The organism is Streptomyces sp. NPDC030991 (genome assembly GCF_055571235.1).
Window position 1 is genome coordinate 176,187 of sequence record NZ_JBVIFR010000014.1, and the last position, 21,787, is coordinate 197,973.

At 72.8% G+C, this 21,787-nt stretch carries 19 protein-coding genes; 7 read left to right on the forward strand and 12 right to left on the reverse strand.

The genetic code is table 11. The features are described from left to right. Window positions 1-189: 189 nt before the first annotated feature. The gene (locus ACZ45E_RS26005) at window positions 190-1,296 is read left to right on the forward strand and encodes a citrate synthase 2 (protein WP_468224626.1); all 1,107 of its coding nucleotides are present in this window, start codon (window positions 190-192) and stop codon (window positions 1,294-1,296) included. Window positions 1,297-1,507: 211 nt separating this feature from the next. Here the strand turns inward: ACZ45E_RS26005 and ACZ45E_RS26010 are convergent, their stop codons facing one another. The 8 genes from ACZ45E_RS26010 to ACZ45E_RS26045 form a co-directional block, all read right to left on the reverse strand. After that, window positions 1,508-2,119 carry a TetR/AcrR family transcriptional regulator gene (locus ACZ45E_RS26010; RefSeq protein ID WP_468224628.1) on the reverse strand — a complete coding sequence of 204 codons (612 nt, stop codon included), beginning with the start codon at window positions 2,117-2,119 and terminating at the stop codon, window positions 1,508-1,510. Continuing rightward, the gene (locus ACZ45E_RS26015; protein ID WP_468224631.1) at window positions 2,107-2,850 is read right to left on the reverse strand and encodes an enoyl-CoA hydratase family protein; all 744 of its coding nucleotides are present in this window, start codon (window positions 2,848-2,850) and stop codon (window positions 2,107-2,109) included. The genes ACZ45E_RS26010 and ACZ45E_RS26015 overlap by 13 nt, the downstream gene beginning before the upstream one ends. Next, window positions 2,850-4,421 carry a 4-coumarate--CoA ligase family protein gene (locus ACZ45E_RS26020; protein ID WP_468224634.1) on the reverse strand — a complete coding sequence of 524 codons (1,572 nt, stop codon included), beginning with the start codon at window positions 4,419-4,421 and terminating at the stop codon, window positions 2,850-2,852. Before ACZ45E_RS26020 ends, ACZ45E_RS26015 begins: the two co-directional genes overlap by 1 nt. 105 nt (window positions 4,422-4,526) lie before the next feature. Continuing rightward, window positions 4,527-5,699 (reverse strand): acyl-CoA dehydrogenase family protein, encoded by a 1,173-nt coding sequence (locus ACZ45E_RS26025; protein ID WP_468224637.1) that lies wholly within the window; start codon window positions 5,697-5,699, stop codon window positions 4,527-4,529. Next, complete coding sequence (locus tag ACZ45E_RS26030; RefSeq protein WP_468224639.1) at window positions 5,696-7,552, reverse strand: acetyl/propionyl/methylcrotonyl-CoA carboxylase subunit alpha; 1,857 nt, start codon at window positions 7,550-7,552, stop codon at window positions 5,696-5,698. The genes ACZ45E_RS26025 and ACZ45E_RS26030 overlap by 4 nt, the downstream gene beginning before the upstream one ends. 7 nt (window positions 7,553-7,559) lie before the next feature. Next, window positions 7,560-9,158 carry an acyl-CoA carboxylase subunit beta gene (locus tag ACZ45E_RS26035; RefSeq protein WP_468224641.1) on the reverse strand — a complete coding sequence of 533 codons (1,599 nt, stop codon included), beginning with the start codon at window positions 9,156-9,158 and terminating at the stop codon, window positions 7,560-7,562. Continuing rightward, complete coding sequence (locus ACZ45E_RS26040; protein ID WP_468224644.1) at window positions 9,155-10,858, reverse strand: acyclic terpene utilization AtuA family protein; 1,704 nt, start codon at window positions 10,856-10,858, stop codon at window positions 9,155-9,157. Before ACZ45E_RS26040 ends, ACZ45E_RS26035 begins: the two co-directional genes overlap by 4 nt. After that, the gene (locus ACZ45E_RS26045) at window positions 10,855-11,652 is read right to left on the reverse strand and encodes a TIGR03084 family metal-binding protein (RefSeq protein ID WP_468224647.1); all 798 of its coding nucleotides are present in this window, start codon (window positions 11,650-11,652) and stop codon (window positions 10,855-10,857) included. The genes ACZ45E_RS26040 and ACZ45E_RS26045 overlap by 4 nt, the downstream gene beginning before the upstream one ends. 158 nt (window positions 11,653-11,810) lie before the next feature. Between ACZ45E_RS26045 and ACZ45E_RS26050 the strand changes: the two genes are divergently transcribed. The 4 genes from ACZ45E_RS26050 (at window position 11,811) to ACZ45E_RS26065 (ending at window position 13,573) form a co-directional block, all read left to right on the forward strand. After that, a complete protein-coding gene (locus ACZ45E_RS26050; protein WP_468224649.1) occupies window positions 11,811-12,659 on the forward strand; it encodes a helix-turn-helix domain-containing protein in 849 nt (282 codons plus the stop codon). Beyond that, a complete protein-coding gene (locus ACZ45E_RS26055; protein WP_468224651.1) occupies window positions 12,619-12,882 on the forward strand; it encodes a DUF397 domain-containing protein in 264 nt (87 codons plus the stop codon). The genes ACZ45E_RS26050 and ACZ45E_RS26055 overlap by 41 nt, the downstream gene beginning before the upstream one ends. 62 nt (window positions 12,883-12,944) lie before the next feature. Then, entirely contained in the window at window positions 12,945-13,202 is a 258-nt protein-coding gene (locus ACZ45E_RS26060; protein WP_404209519.1) for a hypothetical protein, read from the forward strand. Beyond that, window positions 13,199-13,573: a PIN domain-containing protein gene (locus ACZ45E_RS26065; protein ID WP_404209517.1), complete on the forward strand. Its 375-nt coding sequence runs from the start codon at window positions 13,199-13,201 to the stop codon at window positions 13,571-13,573. The genes ACZ45E_RS26060 and ACZ45E_RS26065 overlap by 4 nt, the downstream gene beginning before the upstream one ends. A gap of 113 nt (window positions 13,574-13,686) precedes the next feature. On the opposite strand, the gene ACZ45E_RS26070 is transcribed toward ACZ45E_RS26065, so the two are convergent. The 3 genes from ACZ45E_RS26070 to ACZ45E_RS26080 all read right to left on the reverse strand — a co-directional run bounded on the left by ACZ45E_RS26070 (window position 13,687) and on the right by ACZ45E_RS26080 (window position 16,310). After that, window positions 13,687-14,055, reverse strand: coding sequence for a helix-turn-helix domain-containing protein (locus ACZ45E_RS26070; RefSeq protein WP_468224654.1), 369 nt, complete (start codon window positions 14,053-14,055; stop codon window positions 13,687-13,689). Window positions 14,056-14,127: 72 nt separating this feature from the next. After that, a complete protein-coding gene (locus ACZ45E_RS26075) occupies window positions 14,128-15,027 on the reverse strand; it encodes an EamA family transporter (protein WP_468224714.1) in 900 nt (299 codons plus the stop codon). Window positions 15,028-15,278: 251 nt separating this feature from the next. Continuing rightward, window positions 15,279-16,310: a LacI family DNA-binding transcriptional regulator gene (locus tag ACZ45E_RS26080; RefSeq protein ID WP_468224655.1), complete on the reverse strand. Its 1,032-nt coding sequence runs from the start codon at window positions 16,308-16,310 to the stop codon at window positions 15,279-15,281. A 232-nt stretch (window positions 16,311-16,542) separates the two neighbouring features. Here ACZ45E_RS26080 and ACZ45E_RS26085 point away from each other — a divergent pair, with 232 nt between their 5' ends. Next, window positions 16,543-17,565: an extracellular catalytic domain type 1 short-chain-length polyhydroxyalkanoate depolymerase gene (locus tag ACZ45E_RS26085; RefSeq protein ID WP_468224657.1), complete on the forward strand. Its 1,023-nt coding sequence runs from the start codon at window positions 16,543-16,545 to the stop codon at window positions 17,563-17,565. 110 nt (window positions 17,566-17,675) lie between these two features. Further along, on the forward strand, window positions 17,676-18,716 hold the full coding sequence (locus ACZ45E_RS26090; protein ID WP_468224660.1) for a glycoside hydrolase family 26 protein: 1,041 nt from the start codon (window positions 17,676-17,678) through the stop codon (window positions 18,714-18,716). Between the two features lie 88 nt (window positions 18,717-18,804). On the opposite strand, the gene ACZ45E_RS26095 is transcribed toward ACZ45E_RS26090, so the two are convergent. Beyond that, complete coding sequence (locus ACZ45E_RS26095; RefSeq protein ID WP_468224662.1) at window positions 18,805-21,711, reverse strand: FAD-binding and (Fe-S)-binding domain-containing protein; 2,907 nt, start codon at window positions 21,709-21,711, stop codon at window positions 18,805-18,807. Between the last annotated feature and the right edge of the window lie 76 nt (window positions 21,712-21,787).

Consider the following 21,787-nt stretch of genomic DNA (forward strand, 5'->3'; position numbering starts at 1 on the left):
TGAGACGTGGCACTCAGTGCCGTGAACTCTCGCCAAGCGTGGCACCGAGGGTTATCGTCCAGAGGCCGAAACGATGCCGAAACACATCCTGGATCGGTTGGATGACCCCGCGCCGTACGGGGCATCACGGGGTTGACCCAGCACAGTTGCAGTCCTGCTTCCCGTCCACGCATCAAGAGGAGCCGCCCGATGTCTGACCCCGGTTTTGTACCCGGCCTCGAGGGAGTCGTCGCGTTCGAGACGGAGATCGCCGAACCGGACAAGGAGGGCGGCGCCCTGCGGTACCGGGGCGTCGACATCGAGGATCTCGTCGGCCACGTCTCGTTCGGCAACGTCTGGGGGCTGCTCGTCGACGGGGCCTTCGACCCCGGCCTGCCGCCCGCCGAGCCGTTCCCGATCCCCGTCCACTCCGGCGACATCCGCGTGGACGTCCAGTCCGCGCTCGCCATGCTGGCGCCCGTCTGGGGCCTGAAGCCGCTGCTCGACATCGACGAGAAGCAGGCCCGCGACGACCTCGCCCGGGCCGCCGTCATGGCCCTCTCCTACGTCGCGCAGTCCGCGCGCGGGCAGGGCGTGGCGATGGTGCCGCAGAGCGAGATCGACAAGGCGCGGTCCGTCGTCGAACGGTTCATGATCCGCTGGCGCGGCGAGCCGGACCCCAAGCACGTCGCGGCCGTCGACGCGTACTGGACGAGCGCCGCCGAACACGGCATGAACGCCTCGACGTTCACCGCCCGGGTCATCGCCTCGACCGGCGCGGACGTCGCCGCGGCGCTGTCCGGCGCCGTCGGTGCCATGTCCGGGCCGCTGCACGGCGGGGCGCCCTCGCGCGTCCTCGGCATGATCGAGGAGATCGAGCGGACCGGTGACGCCGACGCTTTCGTCCGCAAGACGCTCGACAAGGGCGAGCGGCTGATGGGCTTCGGGCACCGGGTGTACCGGGCCGAGGACCCGCGTGCGCGGGTGCTCCGCAGGACCGCCCGCGACCTGGGCGCACCGCGGTTCGAGGTGGCCGAGGCGCTGGAGAAGGCCGCGCTGGCCGAGCTGCACGCGCGCAGGCCCGACCGGGTGCTGGCCACGAACGTGGAGTTCTGGGCGGCGATCGTGCTGGACTTCGCCGAGGTGCCGGCGCACATGTTCACGTCGATGTTCACGTGTGCGCGGACCGCGGGGTGGAGCGCGCACATTCTTGAGCAGAAGCGGACGGGGCGGCTTGTTCGTCCCTCGGCGCGGTATGTGGGGCCGGGTTCGCGTGCCCCGCACGACATCAGCGGCTTCGCCGGGATCGCGGAGTAGTTCGGTCTCGTTCGGTTCGGTGGCGGGTGCGGGCCGGTGGGGCTTCTCGCGCAGTTCCCCGCGCCCCTGAAATGCGCACTACGTGCGCCATTTCAGGAAGGCGCGTGGAACGCGCCCTCATGGGGCTGCGGCGAAGCCGCATGCCTCAGGGGCGCGGGGAACTGCGCGACCAGCCACGACGCGACCGCACCCGGCGACGGGACACCCGCCGCTACGGCGAGAGCACCCGGTCCACGATCCCCGCCCACTCGGCGACGACCCGCTCGCGCCGCGCCCCGTCGTCCGTCAGCAGATGGGCGAGGCCCAGCCCCCGCGCCATGTCGAGCAGGCCCTGCACGACCTCCCGCTCCCCGGGCACGGACTCGTCCGCGTCGAGGAGCCGGACGGCGATCCGGTGGGTCTCGCGGCCGACCCGGGCCTCCAGCTCCGCGACCCGGCCGCCGAGCGCGGGCTCGTTCGAGGCGGCGACCCACAGGTGGAGCGCCGCCCGGAACAGCGGGCCCGTGTAGAGGTCGACGAGCGCCGCGACCGCCTCGGCCCGGCCCTGGGGGCGCAGGCCGCGCAGGGCCACGGAGCGTTCCTCGGCGACGTACTCGACGGCCGCGGTGAACAGGTCCTCGCGGGTCGGGAAGTGGTGCTGGGCCGCGCCGCGCGACACTCCGGCGTGTTCGGCGACGACGGCGACCGTCGATCCGGACCAGCCGTGTTCGGCGAGGCACGCCACGGCGGACTCCAGGAGCTTCTGCCGGGTGGCGCGCGAGCGGTCCTGCTTCGGCGACGTCACAGCGCGCGCGCCTGTTGCACGTGGGGTCACCACACCCATGCGGGGTCCCGTCGTTCGAGGAAGGCGGTCATCCCTTCGCGGGCCTGGGAGGAGGCGAACAGCCGCGCCGACAGCGCCGTCAGCGTCTCCGCGTCCCGGTCGAAGGCTTCCAGGACCTTAACCGTGAGCAGTCGCTTCGTCTCGGCCAGGCCCTGCGGGGAGGCCCTGCGCAGCCCGTCGAGGACCGGTTCGAGGGCCTGGTCGGCGTCGTCCGCCGCCACCGTCACGAGTCCGATGCGGGCCGCTTCCGCCGCGTCGAACCGCTCGCCCGTCAGGTAGTAGCGGGCCACGGCGCGCGGGTCCAGGCGGGGCAGCAGCGGCAGGGAGATCACGGCGGGGGCGACCCCGATGCGTACCTCGGTGAAGGCGAACGACGAGGCCGTGGAGGCCGCCGCGATGTCGCAGGCGCCCAGCAGGCCAAGGCCCCCGGCGCGTACGTGCCCGTCGACGCGCGCGACCACGGGTCTGCGGAGTTCGACGATGCGCCGGAGCAGCCCGACGAGGGCGTCGGGGTGCGGCGGGTCGCGCAGGTCGGCGCCGGCCGAGAAGGTGGTGCCGGTGTGGGTGAGGAGGACGGCGCGGGTGTCGTCGTCCTTGTCGGCGTGGTCGAGGTGTCCGGCGAGTTCGCCGACGAGGGCCGACGACAGGGCGTTGCGGTTGGCGGGCGAGTCGAGGGTGAGGGTGGTGAGGCCGCGCGCGTGGGCGCGGTGGACCAGGTTCGCGGCGGGCATCAGCTCTGCTTCTCCCTCAGCTCGCGGCGCAGGATCTTCCCCGATGCCGCGCGCGGCACTCCGTCGATGAAGTCGACGCGGCGGACCTTCTTGTACGGGGCGACGCGTCCGGCGACGTAGGCCATGACGTCCTCGGCGGTGAGCGCCGGGTCGGAGCGCACGACGAACGCCTTCGGGATCTCGTTGCCGTCGTCGTCGGGCACCCCGATGACGGCCGCGTCCGCGATGCCGTCGTGGGTGAGCAGGAGCGCTTCCAGGTCGGCGGGGGCGACCTGGAACCCCTTGTACTTGATGAGTTCCTTGACCCGGTCGACGACGAACAGCCAGCCGTCGGCGTCGACCCGGCCGACGTCACCGGTGTGCAGCCAGCCGTCGCCGTCGATCATGTCGGCGGTGGCCTGGGGGCGGCCGAGGTAGCCCTTCATGACCTGCGGGCCGCGGATGAGGACCTCGCCGGGTTCGCCGGGGGCGACGTCCTTCGCCGGGTCGTCGAGGGAGAGCAGCCGCATCTCGGTGGCGGCGATGAGCTTGCCGACGGTGCCCGGCGGCGGGTTTTCGGCGTTCAGGGGGACGACGTGGGTGCCGGGCGAGAGCTCGGTCATGCCGTACGCCTGGCCGACGGGCGGCAGGCCGAGGCGGCGCGAGCAGGCCAGCGCGAGTTCGGCGTCCAGGGGCGCGGCCGCGCTGATGACGTACTCCAGCGACGACAGGTCGTACCCCTCGACGGCCGGGTGTTTGGCGAGGGCGAGGACGATCGGCGGGGCCACGTAGAGGGCATTGATGCGGTGTTTCTCGATGGCCGCGAGGAACGTGTCGAGTGCGAAGCGGGGCAGGACGACGACGGTGGCGCCCTGGCGGAGCGGGGCGTTCATGAGCGCGGTGAGGCCGTATATGTGGAAGAAGGGCAGGACGGCGAGGATGCGGTCGCCGGGGCCCATCGGGACGAGGGGTTCGAGCTGGGCGAGGTTGGTGGCGATGTTGTGGTGGGTGAGCATGACGCCTTTGGGGACGCCGGTGGTGCCCGAGGAGTAGGGCAGCGCGGCCACGTCCTCGGCCGGGTCGAGCGCGACCGAGGGTTCGGGGGCGCTGGTGCCGAGCATGTCGAGCAGCGAGCGGTGGCCGCTCTCGCCCGCCGGGTCGCAGACGAAGGTCTCCCGTACGCCGCCCGCGAGTTCGGCGGCGGCGACGGCCGGGGCGAGGAGCGGGGTGACGGTGACGATCCAGCGCGCCGCGGAGTCCCGCAGCTGCTTCGCGAACTCCTCGGGCGTGGCCAGCGGGTGCACCGTCGTCACGGAGGCGCCCGCGCGGGTGGCGCCGTAGAACGCCACCGGGTAGGCGACGGTGTTGGGGCTGTGCAGGGCGACGACGTCACCCTTGCGGACGCCCGCGTCGGCGAGTCCTGCGGCCACCTTGCGGTGGAAGGCGTCGAGTTGGGCGTAGGTGATCGTCGTACCGGCCACCCCGTCGATGAGGGCGGGGGCGTCGCCGCGGGCGGCCGCGCCTCCGAGCACGACGTCGTGAATGGGTTCGTCGACGACGGCCGTGTCCTCGTACTCGCTCCGGTACACCATGCTGAACTCCTCGTCCGCGGAGGGAAATCGGGCAGGCGGGTCTCAGTACGACTCAGGCGGGTCTCAGTACGACTCAGGCGGGTCTCAGTACGACTCAGGCGGGTCTCAGTACGACTTGGGCAGTCCCAGGGTCTGGTGGGACACGTAGTTGAGGATCATTTCCCGGCTCACCGGGGCGATACGCGCCACGCGTGAGCCGGTGATGAGGGAGGCGAGGCCGAACTCGCGGGTGAGGCCGTTGCCGCCGAGGGTGTGCACGGCCTGGTCGACGGCGCGCACGCACGCCTCGGCGGCCGCGTACTTGGCCATGTTGGCGGCCTCACCGGCGCCGGCGTCGTCGCCCATGTCGTAGAGGCGGGCCGCTTTCTGCATCATCAGGCGGGCCAGTTCCAGCTCGATGTGGACCTGGGCGAGGGGGTGGGCCATGGCCTGGTGGGCGCCGATGGGGGCCCGCCAGACGGTGCGCTCACGGGCGTACTCGACGGCGCGGTTCAGGGCGTAGCGGCCCATGCCGATGGCGAACGCGGCGGTCATCACGCGCTCCGGGTTGAGTCCTGCGAACAGCTGGAGCAGGCCCGCGTCCTCGTCGCCGACGAGCGCGTCGGCGGGCAGCCGCACCTCGTCGAGGGTCAGCTCGAACTGCTTCTCCGCGGCTTGCAGCTCCATGTCGATCCGGCGGCGTTCGAAGCCCGGGGTGTCGCGGTCCACGATGAAGAGGCAGGGTTTGAGGCTGCCGGTGCGGGCGTCCGACGTGCGGCCGACGATGAGGGTGGCGTCGGCGATGTCGACGCCCGAGATGAAGACCTTGCGGCCGGTCAGCACCCAGGTGCCGTCGTCGTCCTTGCGGGCGGTGGTGGTGATCCGGTGCGAGTTGGAGCCGGCGTCGGGTTCGGTGATGCCGAAGGCCATGGTGCGGCTGCCGTCGGCGAGCCCCGGCAGCCAGGCCCGCTTCTGCTCCTCGGTGCCGAAGCGGGAGATCACGGTGCCGCAGATCGCCGGTGACACGACCATCATGAGGAGCGGCGACCCGGCCGCCCCCAACTCCTCCAGGACGATGGAGAGTTCGGCGATGCCGCCGCCTCCGCCGCCGTACTCCTCGGGGAGGTTGACGCCGAGGTAGCCGAGCTTGGCGGCCTCCGCCCACAGCTCGTCGGGGTGGGCACCGGCTGCGGTGACCCGGGCCATGTAGTCGCGGCCGAACCGCTTGCCGAGTGCGGCGACGGCGGCGCGCAGCGCCTGGTGCTCTTCGGTTTCGAGAACGGTGCCGACAGTGCTCATGCGGGCGTTTCCTCCACGACGACGGCCAACAGGGAACCGACCTCGACCTGGCGGCCGACGGCGGCGTGCAGAGCGGTGAGCGTTCCGGTGGCGGGAGCGGAGATGCGGTGCTCCATCTTCATGGCCTCCAGCCAGACGAGGGGCTGCCCGGCGGTGACGGTCGCGCCCTCGGCGAGCCCGTCGGCGACGCGGACGACGGTGCCGGGCATCGGTGCGAGCAGGGAGCCGGGGGCGCGCTGCTCGCTCGGGTCGGTGAAGCGGGGCAGGGCGGTGAGGGTGGTGCCGTTGACGTACACCCGGTCGCCGTAGGTGGCCACGGTGAACTTCCGCCGCAGCCCGGCCACTTCGAGGACGACGTGGTGCGGTGAGGCGTGCACGACGCGTACGCCGCCGTCGGCTTCGAGTCCGGTGCGGGTGTGCCGGTAGTGGACCTCGTGCTCGGCACCGTCCGGTTCGCTGCGGTAGCGCTTGGCCAGGGGCTGCGAGGGCACGTTGCGAAAGCCCCCGAACCGGTGGCCGCGGGCGCTCGCGAGGGCGGCGGCGAGCGGTGCGTACGGGTCGGGTTCCGGAGCCGTCAGCTCGGCGAGATGCCGCTCGTAGAACCCGGTGTCCATGCGGCCGCCCGCGTACTCGGGGTGGCGCAGGGAGCGGACGAGGAGGTCGCGGTTGGTGACCGGGCCGTGCACCTCGGCGCGGTCCAGAGCCCCGGCGAGGGCGCGGACGGCCGCGGCGCGGGTGGGCGCGTGGGCGACGACCTTGGCGAGCATGGCGTCGTAGTGCACGCCGATGGTGTCGCCGTCGGCGTACCCGGCATCGAGCCGTACCCCCGGCGGCAGGGACAGGCGGTGCAGGGTGCCGGTCTGCGGGGCGAACCCGGCGGCCGGGTCCTCCGCGTACAGGCGGGCCTCGACGGCGTGCCCGCGCGGGTCCGGCGGAGCCTTGTCGAGCGCCTCGCCCTCGGCGATCCGCAGTTGCAGGGCGACCAGGTCGATGCCGAACACGGCCTCGGTGACGGGGTGTTCGACCTGGAGGCGGGTGTTCATCTCCAGGAAGTGCGCCGCGCGGTCCGTGACGAGGAACTCGACCGTCCCCGCGCCGACGTAGGTGACGGCGCGCACGGCCCGCTCGGCCAGCTCGTGGAGCTGTCGCTCGACTTCGGGGGCGAGGCCGGGCGCGGGTGCCTCCTCGATCACCTTCTGGTGGCGGCGCTGGAGGGAGCAGTCGCGCGTCCCGAGCGTCCACACGGTGCCGTGGGTGTCGGCGAGGACCTGCACCTCGACGTGGCGCCCGCCCTCGACATACGGCTCGACGAACACCTCGCCGTCCCCGAACGCGGAGAGCGCCTCGGCCCGCGCCGCCTCCAACTCCGCTTCCAAAGCGCCGAGTTCGCGTACGACACGCATGCCGCGGCCGCCGCCGCCCGCGGCGGCCTTCACCAGGACCGGCAGATCGTCCTCGGTGACCTCGCCGAGCGGGGCGATGCCCATGAGCTGCTTGGCGCGCGTCTTGGACGCCATCGCCTCGATCGCCTCGGGCGGCGGCCCGATCCAGAGGAGCCCGGCGTCGGTGACGGCGCGCGCGAATCCGGCGTTCTCGGAGAGGAACCCGTAGCCGGGGTGGACGGCGTCGGCGCCCGCGTCCAGGGCGGCCTTCACCACGAGGTCGGCGCGCAGATAGGTCTCGGCGGGCGTGGCGCCGGGGAGGCGGACGGCGAGGTCGGCCGCGCGGACGTGCAGGGCGCCGGCGTCCGGGTCCGAGTGCAGGGCGACGGTACGGATGCCCAGGTCACGGCAGGTGCGGAAGACGCGACAGGCGATCTCGCCACGGTTGGCGACAAGTACGGAGGAGATCACGTGAGGCTCACATCCTGAAGACGCCGAAGCCGCCGCGGGCGCCCTCGTACGGTGCGGTGTGCAGGGCGGAGAGGCAGATGCCGAGGACGGTGCGGGTGTCGCGCGGGTCGATGACGCCGTCGTCGTAGAGCCGTCCGGAGAGGAACGTCGGCAGCGACTCCGACTCGATCTGCTGCTCCACCATGGCGCGCAGCGCGGCGTCCGCGTCGTCGTCGTAGGGCTGCCCCTTGGCGGCGGCGGACTGCCGGGCCACGATCGACAGGACACCCGCGAGCTGCTGGGGCCCCATGACGGCGGACTTGGCGCTGGGCCAGGCGAAGAGGAAGCGGGGATCGTAGGCGCGTCCGCACATGCCGTAGTGCCCGGCGCCGTACGAGGCGCCCATGAGGACGGACAGGTGCGGGACCCGCGAGTTGGAGACGGCGTTGATCATCATGGAGCCGTGTTTGATGATGCCGCCCTGCTCGTACTCCTTGCCGACCATGTAGCCGGTGGTGTTGTGCAGGAACAGCAGCGGGATGTCGCGCTGGTTGGCCAGCTGGATGAACTGCGCGGCCTTCTGCGACTCCTCGCTGAAGAGGACGCCCCGGGCGTTGGCGAGGATGCCGACGGGATAGCCGTGCAGGGTGGCCCAGCCGGTGACGAGGCTGGCGCCGTACAGCGGCTTGAACTCGTCGAAGTCGGAGCCGTCGACGATCCGGGCGACGACCTCGCGCGGGTCGAAGGGCACCTTCAGATCGTCCGGCACGATCCCGAGCAGCTCCTCGGGGTCGTACTTGGGGGCCTGCGCCACCGGTGGATCGGCGTACGCCTTGCGGTGGTTGAGGCGGGCGACGACGCGCCGCGCCTGCCGGATCGCGTCCTGCTCGTCGAGCGCGAAGTAGTCGGCGAGCCCGGAGGTGCGGGCGTGCATCTCGGCGCCGCCGAGCGATTCGTCGTCGCTCTCCTCGCCGGTCGCCATCTTCACCAGCGGTGGTCCGCCGAGGAAGACCTTGGCCTTCTCCTTCACCATGATCACGTGGTCGGACATGCCGGGGATGTACGCGCCGCCGGCCGTGGAGTTGCCGAAGACGACGGCAACCGTCGGGATGCCCGCGGCGGAGAGCCGCGTGATGTCGCGGAAGATCGCGCCGCCGGGGATGAAGATCTCCTTCTGCGACGGCAGGTCGGCGCCGCCGGACTCCAGCAGCGAGATACAGGGCAGCCGGTTGGCGAAGGCGATCTCGTTCGCCCGCAGGGCCTTCTTCAGGGACCACGGGTTGCTGGCGCCGCCGCGCACGGTCGGATCGTTGGCGGTGACCAGGCACTCCACGCCCTCGACGACACCGATGCCGGTGACGAGGGAGGCGCCCACGGTGTAATCGCTGCCCCAGGCGGCGAGCGGCGACAGCTCCAGGAAGGGCGTGTCCGGGTCGAGGAGCAGCTCGATCCGTTCGCGGGCCAGCAACTTGCCGCGCTCGCGGTGGCGTCGTACGTACTTCTCGCCGCCCCCGGCCAGCGCCTTCGCGTGCTCGGCGTCGAGCGCGGCGAGCTTGTCGAGGAGGGCCGCGCGGTGGGCGGCGTACTCGTCGGACCGGGTGTCCAGGGCGCTGGCCAGGACGGTCACAGCAGAGCCTCCGGTATGTCGAGGTGGCGGGAGCGGAGCCATTCGCCGAGCCCCTTGGCCTGCGGGTCGAAGCGGGCCTGTGCGGCGACGCCCTCGCCGAGGAGGCCCTCGACGGTGAAGTTGAGGGCGCGGAGGTTCGGCAGCACGTGCCGGGTGACGGCCAGGCCCCGGGCCTCCGGCAGGAGTTGTTCGATCCGCTCGACGGTGAGGGTGTGGGCCAGCCAGGGCCAGGCGGCCTCGTCCACGGCCCATACGCCGATGTTGGCGTCCCCGCCCTTGTCGCCGCTGCGGGCCCCGGCGACCAGGCCGAGGGGCGCGCGGCGGGTGGGACCGGGCGGCGGCTCGGCGGGCAGGGCGGGCTCGTCGACCGGGGCCAGGGCCAGGGTGGCGCCCTCGTACGGCGGCAGGGCGCGGCGCTCCCCGTCCGGCAGGACGGCGAGGTGCGGGACGTCGCCGCGCGCCACGTACGCGGCCTCGAAGACGCCGTACGGGGAGCCCTTGCCGGGCGGGGCGGTGACGTGGAACCCGGGGTAGGAGCCGAGTGCCAGCTCGACGGCGGCCCCGCTCAGCGCCCGGCCGACCGCGTCCTGGTCCTGGTCCCGGACGACGAGCCGCAGCAGGGCGCTCGCGGTCTCCTCGGTGCCGGCGTCACGCCGGTCGGTCCTGGCCAGCTCCCAACGGACGTCGCCCGGGGCGGACTTGGCCCGGGCGAACGCCTCCTCCATCTGGCGTCGCACGAGAGCGGCCTTGGCCTCGATGTCGAGTCCGGTGAGCACGAAGACGACCTCGTTGCGGAAGCCGCCGAGCCGGTTCAGGCCGACCTTGAGGGTGGGCGGCGGCGCCTCCCCGCGTACGCCGTGGACGCGGACGCGGTCGGGCCCGTCCTGCGCCAGCCGGACGGTGTCGAGGCGGGCGGTGACGTCGGGTCCGGCGTAGCGGGCGCCCGCGGTCTCGTACAGCAGTTGCGCGGTGACCGTGCCGGTGTCGACGAGACCGCCGGTGCCGGGGTGTTTGCCGATGACGGCGGACCCGTCCTCGTGGATCTCGGCGAGGGGGAACCCCGGGCGCGCCAGGCGGTCGGCGTGGGCGGCGAACGAGGAGTAGTTGCCGCCGGTCGCCTGCGTCCCGCACTCCAGGACGTGTCCGGCGACGACGGCTCCGGCGAGCTGGTCGTAGGCGTCGGGCGCCCAGCCGAAGTGCCAGGCGGCGGGGCCGCTCACGAGGGCGGCGTCGGTGACGCGCCCGGTGACCACGATGTCGGCGCCGGCCCCCAGGCAGGCGGCGATGCCCGCGCCGCCGAGGTAGGCGTTGGCGGTGAGCGCGCCGGGGAAGCGGCCGGTGCCGAGCAGGTCGTCGCCCTCGACGTGGGCGACGCGGACGGGAAGGCCCAGTTCGGTGGCGAGCGCCCGGACGGCGGCGGCGAGTCCTGCGGGGTTGAGCCCGCCCGCGTTGGTGACGATCCTGGTGCCGCGTTCGACGGCGAGCCCGAGGCACTCCTCCAGCTGCCGCAGAAAGGTACGGGCGTAGCCGCGCCCGGGGTCCTTGAGCCGGTCCCGGCCCAGGATCAGCAGGGTCAGCTCGGCGAGGTAGTCCCCGGTGAGCACGTCGAGCGGCCCGTCGCCGAGCATCTCCTTCATGGCGTCGAACCGGTCGCCGTAGAACCCGGAGGCGTTGCCGATCCGCAGGGGCGCCCGGCTCATCCGGCCTGCCCCTTCGGCGCCCTGCCCCGCCCCGGCGGCCCGGCGAAGGCCTGTGCGATGTCCAGCCAGCGGTCGGCGTCGGGCCCTTCGGCGCGTACGGCGAGGTCGTCGCGGTGGGCGCGCTGGGTGACGAGGAGGCAGAAGTCGAGAGCCGGCCCAGTGACGCGCTGTGCGGCGTCCTCGGGGCCGTAGGCCCACAACTCACCACTGGGCGCGACGAGTTCGACGCGGAACTCGGCGCCGGGGGCGGGGACGCCGTGCACGGCGAAGGCGAAGTCCCGGGCGCGTACGCCGATCCGGGCGACGTGCCGCAGCCGGTCGGTGGGCGGGCGCGGAACCCCGAGCGCGTCGGCGACGTCCTGCCCGTGCGCCCAGGTCTCCATGAGGCGCCCCGTGGCCATGGACGCGGCGGACATGGGCGGCCCGTACCAGGGAAATTTGGTGCGGCTCGCGGCCGCCGCCCGCAGCGTCTTCTGCAACTCCTCGCGCCCGTCCCGCCATCGGGCGAGCAGCACGGCGGGCTCCTGGGCGGCGCCCTCCTCGGCCCCGTCGTCCACGAACGACTCGGGCGCGGCGACCGCCTTCTCCACTTCCCCGGCGAACGCGTCGGCGTCGTTCATGGCGAGCAGCGCGGCGCGGTCGGTCCAGGCGAGATGAGCGATCTGGTGGGCGACGCTCCAGCGCGGCGCGGGGGTCGCGGCGGCCCACTCCTCGGGGCTCAACCCCTGCACAAGTGCGTCGAGTTGCTGACTCTCGTCCCGCAAGTCGTCGAACACGGACAGCGTTTCGGACACGGTGCGCTCCCCTCGGGGCACGGCGGTGTGCGGCGTGAGGGGAGCATGGCAGCGGTCCTGGAAACAATCAAGCGTGCTTGCATGGAAAGTTCCCCGTACCGCTGTGCTCATGAGCCACTACTCTCCGCTACAGGACAATCGGAACGGGGCTCCTCCGCATGGCCAACATCCGCTCGCTCGATCCCAGCGCCTCCCCCCTCGACTTCTACGGTTCCGAGCTGCGTCGGCTACGTGAGGAAGCGGGGCTCAGTCAGGAGGAGTTGGGCGCCTGCATCTTCTGTACCGGCTCACTCGTAGGTCAGGTCGAGACGACCAAGCGGATCCCGACCCGGGATTTCAGCGAGCGGGCCGACGCGGCGCTCGGCACGGGGGGCACGTTTTCCCGCCTGCTCGGCCTGGTGCTGCGCAGTCGGTTGCCCGCGTGGTTCCAGCCTTACGCAGAGCTGGAGGCGCGGGCTTCGTACATCTCCACGTACCAGTGCCAGTTGGTGTATGGGCTGTTGCAGACCGAGGAGTACGCGCGGGCATTGATCGGCGCGGATCACCCCGAGCAGGTCGACGAGCAGGTGGCGGCGCGCATGGAACGCCAGCGCATCCTCGACCGCGACACTCCGCCCGCTCTGTGGGTGGTACTCACCGAAGCGGTGTTGCACCAGACGGTCGGCGGCCACGGGGTCATGACGAGGCAACTGCGGCACTTGGCGGGCTTCGCCCGGGACCCCTGGGTGAAGATCCAGGTACTGCCGTTCACGGTAGGCCAACATGCGGGATTGTTGGGGTCGTTCAATCTGCTGCGCTTCGACGAGGACCCCGACCTTTTCTACGCGGAGAGCTACGACCAAGGGCTCATGACCGCCAACCCGCAAGTAATCAGGGAACGTTCGGTCGGCTACGCTCGGTTGCAGGCCTGCGCCCTCTCCCCCGAGGAGTCGGCCCAGTTGATCGTTCGTGTGACGGAGGAACGCTATGGGCAGGAACCCGGTCCCGACGGAGGCACAGTGGCGTAAGTCGTCCTACAGCGGACCCAACGGTGGTGACTGCGTCGAGGTCGCCGCGCCGTGGCGCAAATCGTCCTACAGCGGCACCAGCGGAGGCGAGTGCGTCGAGGTCGCCGCACTGGCCGCGACGGTGGCGGTGCGGGACTCCAAGGACCCGGGTGCCGGCCTCTTCCGCGTCACGCCGAAGGCGTTCACCGCGTTCGTGGCGGCGGCCTCGCTCGGGCGCGTCTGAGCATCGAGGGACTTGCCGCCGTACGGGTACGTACCCGTACCCTGAGCGCAGGAGGTCCCACCATGACTGACGCCAACGTCCGCATCCCCACGGAGGCCCGCGACCGGCTCGCGCAGATAGCAGCCGAGGAAGGGATGTCGCTGCGCGCCTATCTCGCCCACCTCGCCGAGACCCTCCTGACCCCGGCCGAGCGTGCGGAGCGCGCCGCGCGGGCCCGTGCGGTGCTGCGGGAGTGGAACGGATACGACCCCACCCGGGCCGAGGAGGCCCGCATCGACGCCGAGCTCGACCGGCGGCTCTCCCAGGCGGGTGCGCCGTGACCGACGCCCTGCACATCGTCCTCGACGGATCGGCGCTGGTGGCCGCGGGGAAGGGCAATGCCTTGGCTTCCCGGCTCATCGACCGCGCTCATTCCACGGCCGGTTTCCACCTGTACGCTCCCGTCTGCGCCCTGATCGAGGCCGACCGGGCGCGGCGGGGCACCGCCGAACACATCGCGGCCCTGCCTGGCATCACGCTGCTCGAACTCGACCTGTCCACCGCGCTCGCCATGATCCAGGATGACACCTGGGCCTGGTCGCACTGCCGTCACGCGGTGCAGCCGACGCCGGACCGGCCGGACGGCGCCTTCGTCGCCACGGTCGAGCCCGATCGCTGGAAGGGCTACAGGATGATCGACCTCACCCCCTGAACCCCGCACTCCGCACTCCGCCGCGTCAGCCCCTTCCCTGCCCATCAAGACGGGCAAGGCCGACCACCTGCTGTGCTGCTGCTGTGCTGCCGGACGGCTTCGGTTCGGCCAGGTCAAGCGGCGGAGTGCGCCTCCGGTGCCGGATCGCCGCCTCGGCCCGGGCTCGGGTGGGCAGTGAAGACGAACGTGGAGTCGTCGCCGTCCAAGTCGATGCTGAGAGAGGCGTCCAGCGCTTTGGCGAGCCGGGAGAGCAGCGGGAGGGTCGGCACCGCGTCGCCGCCTTCGATGGTGGAGATCTGCGGCTGGGACATGTCCGCTCGACGTGCCAGTTCACTCTGCGAGAGGCCGAGTTCGGTACGCCGGTCGTAGACCGCCTGACCCAGCGCGAACGCGTGCCCGGCCTCTCGGTAGGCCGGGGACTCCTCGGCCGTCTCGCCCAGCAGCTTCCTGGCGCGGCGGGCCTTCCATTGGGAGTGGTTCATGGCTTGTCCTCCTCGGTCCGCTCATCACTGTGCTCGGCGGGACCCTGATCCGCCTCGCACAGCTTCAACCCCTCACGCGCCGATCTCCCCACCCCGCCGCCCCACCTGCGTCCGCACCGCGCCCATGCTCGCCGCGATGACGAGGGCGATCGCCAGGGCCTGGAGCCAGGAGAGGGCCTGGCTCAGGACGAGGAAGCCGGCCAGGGCCGCGATGGCCGGTTCGAGGCTCATCATCACGGCGAACGTGGACGCGGGCAGGCGGCGCAGGGCGATGAGTTCGAGGGTGTAGGGCAGGACGGAGGAGAGGACGGCGACGGCCGCGCCGAGGCCGATCGTCACCGGGTCGAGGAGCCGGCTGCCCGAGGCGGCGACGCCCAGCGGCAGGCAGAGCACCGCCGCGACCGCCATGGCGAGGGCGAGCCCGTCGGCCTGGGGGAAGCGGCGGCCCGTACGGGCGCTGAAGATGATGTACGCCGCCCACATGGCCCCCGCGGCGACCGCGAAGGCGACGCCGACGAGGTCGAGGCCGCCGAGTCCGTCGCCCGCGCCGCCGAGCAGGAACACGCCGCACAGCGCCAGGCCCGCCCAGACGAAGTTGACCGCGCGGCGCGAGGCCACGACGGACAGGGCGAGGGGGCCGAGCACCTCGAAGGTGACCGCGAGGCCGAGCGGGATACGGGCCGCGGCCTGGTAGAAGAGCAGGTTCATGCCGCCCATGGCGATGCCGAACGCGACGACCGTGCCCCAGTCGGCGCGCGAGTGCCCGCGCAGCCGCGGTCGGCACGCCACCAGCAGCACGAGCGCCGCCACGACCAGGCGCAGCGTCACCACGCCGACCGCTCCGGCACGCGGCATCAGGCTCACCGCGAGCGCGCCGCCGAACTGCACCGAGACGCAGCCCGCGAGCACCAGGCCGACCGGGCCGAGGGCGCCCCGGCGCGAGCCGTCGGCGGGCGCCGGGTCGTCGCCCAGCGCGAGGACCGCGGCCTCGGGCGCGGCCGGCTGGTGCTGTTCGGTGCGCGAGCCGTTCACAGGTCCTCGTTTCCTTGACTCTCGATACCCTCGATCCGAAGTCCATTATTTTGGACTGCCACGTGCACGGTACTGCACTAGACGTTCGGCGGGGAACCTCCACGCTAGATCCGCCGGACGCGGCTCGTGAAATGCCCGGCACGGCACGGGCGAAAGAGGGGTGCGTACGGCGGCGCCGCCGGGGGGCGCCGTCAGACCTGCCGCGGCGGCCGGCCCGTGGAACCCCGCGGCGTGAGCGTCGGCGTCGGGACCTGTCGGGTCACGGTCCGCCCGCCCGCCAGGACCTCGTACAGCGCGCGGGCGACATCGGCCCCGAAGGCGTGGATGTCGTGCGTCATCGCGGAGAGGGCCGGATGGGTCAGCCGGCAGAGCTGTGAGTCGTCCCAGGCAAGGAGGGAGAGGTCGGCGGGGACCCGCAGCCCCATCTCCGCCGCGACCGAGAGACCGGCGACGGCCATCAGGTCGTTGTCGTAGACGATCGCCGTGGGCCGCCGGTCGGCGGTCAGCAGCGAGCGCGTGGCGCGCGCCCCCGCCTCGCCGGAGAAGTCCGTGGCGAACTGCCGCCCTTCGGGGAGGCCGAGCCCGGCCATGGCCGCGGTGAAGGCGGCGCGCCGGATCGCGCTGTGCCCCAGTTCGGCCGTGCCGCCCACCCGGGCGATGGACCGGTGCCCGAGCGCCGCGAGATAGCGCACGGCCTCGGTGACGGCGGTCGTGTCATCGGTCCAGAGCGAGGGGAACGGCCCGGTCAGCGAGGGGTGGGCGACGGCCACCGCGGGCAGCCCGAGCCGGCCGAGGACGGGCACCCGCGGGTCGTGCTCACGGAAGTCGACCAGGATCGAGCCCGCTGTCTGCCCCGAGCGCCACCAGTGGCGCTGAAGCTCGATCTCCTCGTCCAGGTTCCTCACCAGGCGGAGCAGCAGCGCGCTCGACCGGTCGGAGAGGACACTCTCCAGGCCCGAGATGAACTCCATGTAGAAGGGTTCGAGGCCGAGTTGGCGTGCGGGCCGGCTGACCGCGAGCCCGATCGTGCCCGCGCCCTGCCGGTCGAGCGCCCGCGCCGAGACGTTCCGCTCCCAGCCCATGGACCGGGCGACCTCCAGGATGCGGACCCTGGTGGCCTCGGAGACGCCCGGCCTGTTGTTGAAGGCCAGGGACACAGCGGCCCGCGAGACCCCCGCGCGGGCCGCCACGTCTGCGAGCGTCAGCCGCCCCCCGCTCTTCATCCGCGTGGCCTCCAAGGAGTTCCGGGCGCCCCGTCGCGCCCCGCGCCTGCCGCACAAAGTAGAGGGCGGTTCAGCGCCGTGTCCATAGACCGGTTCAGCTCATTCCTGCCGGGCAAAGCCCACCGACCACCGGCCTTTACTGAACCATTGCTTAATTTGCCGCACTTCTAGACAACGTTGTCCCGCATGGGCAGAGTGAGCGCCCGACCGCTCCAGAGCCTTCGGAGGTCTCATGTCATGTTCCGGGCAAAAATGGCTGCGCCGCTTCGGGCGGGGCGGCGCTGCCGCGCTCCTCGCGATGGTGTGCGCCCCGGCGGCTCTCCCCGCCGCGGCGGCCGACACCCCGGCCACGGGCGCTCGGGCCGGCACGTCCCGGGCGGCCTGCCTCCGCTCCGCCGCCGCGGCGGGCGACGTCACGCTCCCGGTCACCTACGGCGGACGCTCGTACGACGTGCTCGTGCACCTCCCCCGCGCGCCCCGTGCCGGCCGGCTGCCGCTGGTGGTCAACCTGCACGGCAGCCAGTCCCGGGGCGCCCGGCAGCTCGACTACTCGGAGCTGCGGACCACCGCCGACCGCGAACGGTTCATCGTGGCCGCGCCGGACGGCGTCATTCCGGCGGGCGACGGCTTCTCCTGGAACGTGCCCGGGGTGACCACGGGCCCCCGGGACGATGTGGGCTTCCTCGGACAGGTCATCGACACGCTCGGCACGCGCCTGTGCGCCGACCCGGCCCGGGTCTACGTCACCGGGTACTCCGGCGGCGGCCGGATGGCCTCGGCGCTGGCCTGCCGTACAGCCGGGCGGATCGCCGCCGTCGCCCCTGTGGCGGGTCTGCGCGCGGGCTCCCCCGACCCGGCGGACGACACCGGGCCGGCCCCGGAGTCCTGCCGCCCGGCGCGCGCCATGCCGGTGATCACCTTCCACGGGGAGCAGGACGCCACCAACCCGTACTGGGGCGGCGGCGGCGCCGCGTGGCGCTACTCGGTACCGACGGCACTGCGCCGCTGGTCGGAGCTGAACGGCTGCGCCTCCGCCGCCAGGACCGGCCAACTCGCCCCGCACGTACGCCGCATCACCTACGGCGGCTGCCGGGGCGGCGCGGACGTCGTGCTGCACGACATCAGCGACGGCGGCCACACCTGGCCGGGCTCGTCCCAGGAATCCACCGGCAACGGCCGCACCAACCGGGAGATCAGCGCCAACGACCTGATGTGGTCCTTCTTCGAACGCCACGCGCTGCCCGCCGCCCACTGACACCGGAACGCAGGGAACCGCACCGAACCAGCTCCACCAACACAGCACCTACACCAGCACCAGCACCAGCACCACAAACCCGTAGCGAACGAACCGGCAAGGAGACACCCATGCGCAGAACACGCCTCACCGCGCTCTGCATGACCTCGCTGGCCGCGGTGGCCGCGCTGCTGGCCATGCCCTCCGCCACCCCGGAGGCCCAGGCGTTCCCCAGCGGCAACAAGCAGCAGGTCCTGAACTACCTCCGTTCCGTCACGGGCTCGCACATCGTGTCCGGGCAGCACAACAAGGAGCCCGCGTCCAACCCCGGCCAGTACACCCAGCAGGTCAAGGACGTCACCGGGCAGTACCCGGGCCTGTGGGGCGGCGACCTGATGTTCAACGCGGCGGACGTCGCCAACCGGCAGCGGGTGATCGACCAGGCGAGGACGGAGTGGACCAACGGCTCCCTCGTGGCGCTGACCTGGCACGTCTGCCCGCCGACCCAGGGCAGCTCCTGCGCGTTCGAGGGCGGCGTCAAGTCGCGGATCAGCGATGCGCAGTTCTCCCAGGTCGCCACCGGCGGCACGGCGCTGAACACCGCGTGGAAGCGCCGCCTCGACGAGGTGGTCCCGTACCTCCAGCAGCTCAAGTCGGCGGGCGTGCCCGTCCTGTTCCGCCCGCTGCACGAGATGAACGAGTCGTGGAACTGGTGGGGCAACCGTCCCGGCGCGAACGGCAGCCGCAAGCTGTACCAGATCACGCACGACTACCTCGTCGGCAAGGGCCTGGACAACCTCATCTGGGTCTGGAACGTCCAGGACAACCCCGCGGGCGGCTGGGCGAACTACTACCCCGGCGACACCTACGTCGACGTGGCCTCGCTCGACGTCTGGTACAAGAACCACCCGAGTACCGCCGACTACACGCAGCTCCGCTCCCTCGCGGGCAGCAAGCCGATGGCCCTGGCGGAGATGGGCAAGGTCCCCACGGCGTCCCTGCTCGACAGCCAGCCGAACTGGGCGTACTTCATGCTCTGGTCGGAGCAGTTGCGCGGCAACAACACCAACGCCGAGATCCAGTCCGCCTACTTCCTTCCGCGCGTTCTCAACCAGGGTGAGGTGAAACTCCCGGCTGGCGTGGCGAGTTCACGCGCCGCCGCCCGCCCCTGAGAGCCTGTCTCTGAGCACCACCGGCACTCGTCGGTGAACGCGGGCGCCGCCCGGTGGAGGATCCACCGGGCGGCGCTCCACCCTGCCGTCAGGCCCCCGTCCGCCCCGGCGGGAGCGCGTCCGCCAGCACCTCCGCGAGATGCCGGGCCCGCGCCCCCGCCAACTGCTCCACCTGCGTCCGGCACGAGAACCCGTCGGCCAGCACCAGCGCCCCGTCCCCGGCCGCCCGCACCGAGGGCAGCAGCGACTCCTCCGCGCAGGCAACCGACACCTCGTAATGCCCCTTCTCGAAGCCGAAGTTGCCCGCGAGGCCGCAACACCCGCCGCTCAACTCACCGAGTAGACCCGCCCGTTCGCGCAGCCGGCGCTCGGCCGCGTCGCCGAGCACCGCGTGCTGATGGCAGTGCGTCTGCCCCACGACGGGCCGGTCGATCCGCGGCGGCTCCCAGTGCGGTGCGAACCGTTCCAGCGCCTCCGCGAACGTCACCACCCGGTCCGCGAGCAGCCGCGCCCGCGGATCGTCCGGCAGCAGCTCCGGCAGGTCCGAGCGGAGCGCCGCCGCGCACGACGGCTCCAGGACCACGACCGGCGGGCCCTCGTCGAGCACCGGCCCCAGGAGATCGAGGGTGCGGCGCTGCACGGCGCGGGCCCGGTCGAGCTGCCCGGTGGAGACATAGGTCAGGCCGCAGCAGACCCGCCCCCGCCGCACGGGACCACGGCCGTACGTCCGCGTCGGCGGCAGCACCACGCCCATCCCGGCCGCCTCCAGGACCCGTACGGCGGCGTGCGCGACCTGGGGCGCCAGGTGGTCGGTGAACGTGTCCGGCCACAGCAGCACCTCGGGCTTCCCGGCGGGGAGCGTCACCTCCTCGCCGCGCCGCACCGCCGCACCCGGCCGGGCGATCCCGCGGCGCCACGACCGCGCGATCCCGCGGCGCCACGACCGGCTGTACGTCTCCCCGGCCACCCGCGGGATGTCCCGCTCCCCCGCGACCCCACCGATCCGCTTCGCCACGCCCGCCAACGCCCGTACGCCGCCGAGGTAGTTGACGATCCCCGCCGTCCGTGTCCGCTCGACCAGGCGCAGCCAGCGCGGCAGCCACCCCATCGCGTAGTGCGCCATCGGCCGGCGCCGCCCCGCGTAGTGGTGGTGCAGGAACTCCGCCTTGTACGTGGCCATGTCGACGCCGACCGGGCAGTCGCTCCGGCACCCCTTGCAGGACAGGCAGAGGTCGAGCGCGTCCCGCACCTCCGTCGACCGCCAGCCGTCGGTGACGACCTCACCGGCCAGCATCTCGTGCAGCAGCCGCGCCCGCCCGCGCGTGGAGTGCGCCTCCTCACCGGTCGCCCGGAACGAGGGACACATCACGCCACCGCCCGAACCCGCGCTCTCCGTACGGCACTTGGCGACCCCGACGCAGCGGCGCACGGCGGCCGAGAAGTCCCCGCCGTCGTGCGGATAGCCGAAGGCGACGTCCACCGGTTCGCGCGGCAGCACGGCGAACCGCAGGTTCTCGTCCAGCCGGGCGGGCCGCACCAGCATCCCCGGATTCAGCACGTCCGCCGGGTCCCACACGCCCTTGACCCGCTCGAAGAGGCCGACCAGCCCGGCGCCGTACATCGTCGGCAGCAGCTCGGCCCGCGCCTGCCCGTCCCCGTGCTCACCCGACAGCGACCCGCCGTGCGCGACGACCAGTACGGCCAGCTCCTCGGAGAACCGCCGGAACCGCCCGATCCCCGCCTCCGACAGCAGATCGAAGTCGATCCGCACATGAATGCAGCCGTCACCGAAGTGCCCGTACGGGGTCCCGCGCAGCCCGTGCTCCCGCAGCAGCCCCCTGAACTCCCGCAGGTACGGGCCGAGTCGGGCGGGCGGCACCGCGCAGTCCTCCCAGCCGGGCCACGCCTCGCTGCCGTCCGGCATCCGCGTCGCCGTCCCGCTGGCGTCCTCCCGGATCCGCCACAGCGTCCGCTGTCCCGCCGGATCGTCGACGACCAGCGCGTCGCGCACGTCCGCCGCCCGCACGATCCGCTCGGCGGCGGCCCGCGCCTCGCCCGCCGTCGCGCCCCCGGTCTCCACGAACAGCCACGCCCCGCCCCGCGGCAGACCCGAGTCCGCCGGTACGAGGTCGGCGGCCATGCCCTCGACGGTCAGCGGCCCGTACGGCAGCAGGCCCGCGGCGGCCTCCGCGGCCGCGCTCTCGTCCGCGTAGGCAAGGACGGCGAGGGCCTTCGCACGCGGCGCCTCCACGAGCTTGACGGTCGCCTCGGTGACGAGGCCGAGGGTGCCCTCGGTGCCGCAGAAGAAGCGGGCCAGGTCGGTGCCGTGCTCGGGCAGCAGCGCGTCGACGGCGTACCCGGAGATCCGGCGGGGCAGCCCGGCGAACGGGGCGAACCCGGTCCTGATCGCCGCCAACTCCCCCTCCACCAGGGCCCGCAGCCCGTCCGGCGCGCCGCCCCAGCCCTGCCCGAGCCGGTACGCGGCGCCGCCCGCGCCCGCGACCTCCAGCGCGGCGACGCTGTCGGCCGTCGTGCCCCAGGCCACGGAGTGCGAACCGCACGAGTTGTTGCCGATCATCCCGCCGAGCGTGCAGCGGCTGTGCGTCGAGGGGTCGGGGCCGAACCGGAGCCCGTGCGGGGCGGCTGCCGCCTGGAGCCGGTCCAGTACGAGGCCGGGCTGGACGACGGCGGTGCGCGCCACCGGGTCGAGGTCCAGGACGCGGTCCATGTACCGGGTGAAGTCGACGACGACGCCCGTGCCCGTCGCCTGGCCGGCGATGGAGGTGCCGCCGCCGCGACCCACCACGGGGATGCCGCGTTCGGCGCAGAGGGTGAGGACGGCGCGGACGTCGGCGGCGTCCTTCGGGGCGACGACGCCGAGCGGGACTCTTCGGTAGTTGGACGCGTCCATGGTGTGCAGCGCGCGGGCCGTGGTGCTGAAGTCGACGTCGCCGCGGATGGCGTTCTGCAGGGCCTTACCGATGTCGTCAGCCATGCCTCTAGCGTGCCCGCGATCACCTGGTCGATGGGGGGCGGCGCGCGAACGGGGCCGGCGGGGGCCGGGGGGTGGG

Coding starts and splice junctions, on each gene's coding strand:
- ACZ45E_RS26005 (WP_468224626.1), top strand. CDS start 190: ATGTCTGACCCCGGTTTTGTACCCGGCCTCGAGGGAGTCGTCGCGTTC.
- ACZ45E_RS26010 (WP_468224628.1), bottom strand. CDS start 2,119: ATGGGTGTGGTGACCCCACGTGCAACAGGCGCGCGCGCTGTGACGTCG.
- ACZ45E_RS26015 (WP_468224631.1), bottom strand. CDS start 2,850: ATGCCCGCCGCGAACCTGGTCCACCGCGCCCACGCGCGCGGCCTCACC.
- ACZ45E_RS26020 (WP_468224634.1), bottom strand. CDS start 4,421: ATGGTGTACCGGAGCGAGTACGAGGACACGGCCGTCGTCGACGAACCC.
- ACZ45E_RS26025 (WP_468224637.1), bottom strand. CDS start 5,699: ATGAGCACTGTCGGCACCGTTCTCGAAACCGAAGAGCACCAGGCGCTG.
- ACZ45E_RS26040 (WP_468224644.1), bottom strand. CDS start 10,858: ATGAGCCGGGCGCCCCTGCGGATCGGCAACGCCTCCGGGTTCTACGGC.
- ACZ45E_RS26050 (WP_468224649.1), top strand. CDS start 11,811: ATGGCCAACATCCGCTCGCTCGATCCCAGCGCCTCCCCCCTCGACTTC.
- ACZ45E_RS26055 (WP_468224651.1), top strand. CDS start 12,619: ATGGGCAGGAACCCGGTCCCGACGGAGGCACAGTGGCGTAAGTCGTCC.
- ACZ45E_RS26060 (WP_404209519.1), top strand. CDS start 12,945: ATGACTGACGCCAACGTCCGCATCCCCACGGAGGCCCGCGACCGGCTC.
- ACZ45E_RS26070 (WP_468224654.1), bottom strand. CDS start 14,055: ATGAACCACTCCCAATGGAAGGCCCGCCGCGCCAGGAAGCTGCTGGGC.
- ACZ45E_RS26080 (WP_468224655.1), bottom strand. CDS start 16,310: ATGAAGAGCGGGGGGCGGCTGACGCTCGCAGACGTGGCGGCCCGCGCG.
- ACZ45E_RS26085 (WP_468224657.1), top strand. CDS start 16,543: ATGTCATGTTCCGGGCAAAAATGGCTGCGCCGCTTCGGGCGGGGCGGC.
- ACZ45E_RS26090 (WP_468224660.1), top strand. CDS start 17,676: ATGCGCAGAACACGCCTCACCGCGCTCTGCATGACCTCGCTGGCCGCG.
- ACZ45E_RS26095 (WP_468224662.1), bottom strand. CDS start 21,711: ATGGCTGACGACATCGGTAAGGCCCTGCAGAACGCCATCCGCGGCGAC.